The 1,364-nt window shown below is 42.6% G+C and carries 2 protein-coding genes and 1 pseudogene; 2 read left to right on the top strand and 1 reads right to left on the bottom strand.

The window, feature by feature from the left end; translation table 11 throughout:
• A pseudogene (locus tag QTO00_RS21045) lies at positions 1 to 104 on the bottom strand (Tim44 domain-containing protein); the annotation flags it as partial.
• Between the two features lie 190 nt (positions 105 to 294).
• On the opposite strand from QTO00_RS21045, the gene QTO00_RS19730 reads away from it, so the two are divergent.
• Complete coding sequence (locus tag QTO00_RS19730; RefSeq protein ID WP_038207034.1) at positions 295 to 885, top strand: TetR/AcrR family transcriptional regulator; 591 nt, start codon at positions 295 to 297, stop codon at positions 883 to 885.
• A 7-nt stretch (positions 886 to 892) separates the two neighbouring features.
• Positions 893 to 1,364: MFS transporter (locus QTO00_RS19735; RefSeq protein WP_331426262.1), on the top strand; the 472-nt coding region annotated here is incomplete at its 3' end.

A 1,364-nucleotide genomic window follows, 5' to 3' on the forward strand; every position in this document is an offset into this window, starting at 1 on the left:
CTTTTACCGAAAGATTTACCACCACCAAACTTCTTAGCCTCTGCAATTGGCGTGATCGCCACAGACACCATGAGTAAAGCAACAAGGGAAAAGAGTCGTTTCATATTCTTCCTTTGAAGTTCCTAATAGAGTTATTTTTACTTATAAATCTATCTTAACCTTAGCCATTCCATATGCAAACCAAAACGTCTAGGACACATGTATCAGAATATTGCAAATAACCACGACTATTGTTGACCTTATAGGTAGAGGCTCATTAGAATATTGAACGTTGTTCATTAGATTAATCTCACTATGGCCAGAAGAAACGATCATACGCGTGAAGAGCTTGTCACGCTGACGCTAAATACCGTTAAAGACTTTTTATCGGAAAACAGCTACCACGAGCTAAGTTTACGAAAAATTGCCACTATGATCGGTTACGTTCCGAGTACCCTAGTTAACGTATTTGGCAGTTACAACCTTCTACTACTTCACGCAGTTGCTCAGACGCTTGATGAGCTATCTAATGAAGCCAAACAAGTGGTGGCGAATAGTGAAGACCCAAATGCTGCACTTTACGAACTAGCTTATTGCTATCATGATTTTGCTCAACGTCACCCATACCGTTGGCAGCTAATTTTCGAACACAATATGAATGGCGATACCCTACCGGAATGGCAATCAGAACGTATCGATGCGATGACAGGAATGCTCGAGCAATTATTGCAAGTTATCGCACCACAACGTAGCCAATCCGAGGTATTAAAAGCGAGTCGCGTATTATGGTCCGGCGTTCACGGTATCACACTGCTAAGTGTCGATGACAAGTTCTTTGCCGCTGAGCCTATCGATGGAAAAGTGCTGATAGAGAACCTACTCTCTAATTACCTGAGTAATTGGTAAGGTCTAAATGTCGAGCAATCAAATCTCTTTACTGGGACAGAAACGATTCTTACCCTACTTTATTACCCAATTTTTCGGGGCTTTTAACGACAACATCTTTAAAAATGTTCTGTTGCTGTTTGTCGCCTTTGCTGGTGCCGGCGTGTTACCCGTCTCTAGCCATTTATTTATCAATTTAGCGGCAGGCTTGTTCATTCTCCCTTTTTTCCTTTTTTCAGCATCAGCGGGCGTACTTGCCGACAAATACGAAAAATCTTGGTTCATTCGCAAAGTCAAATTGGCGGAAATCGGCATCATGTGCCTTGGTGCTATCGGCTTTATTACCGAGAGCTATCTTATTCTGCTGTTATTGCTGTTTTTAATGGGCACTCAGTCGGCATTTTTCGGCCCAGTGAAATATGCGCTTCTCCCTCAGCAACTTAAACCTAACGAACTCGTACCTGGCAACGCCCTAGTTGAAACAGGCACCTTCCTTGCGA

It is taken from the genome of Vibrio sp. M260118 (genome assembly GCF_036533755.1).
GTDB lineage: Bacteria > Pseudomonadota > Gammaproteobacteria > Enterobacterales > Vibrionaceae > Vibrio.

Coding starts and splice junctions, on each gene's coding strand:
- QTO00_RS19730 (WP_038207034.1), top strand. CDS start 295: ATGGCCAGAAGAAACGATCATACGCGTGAAGAGCTTGTCACGCTGACG.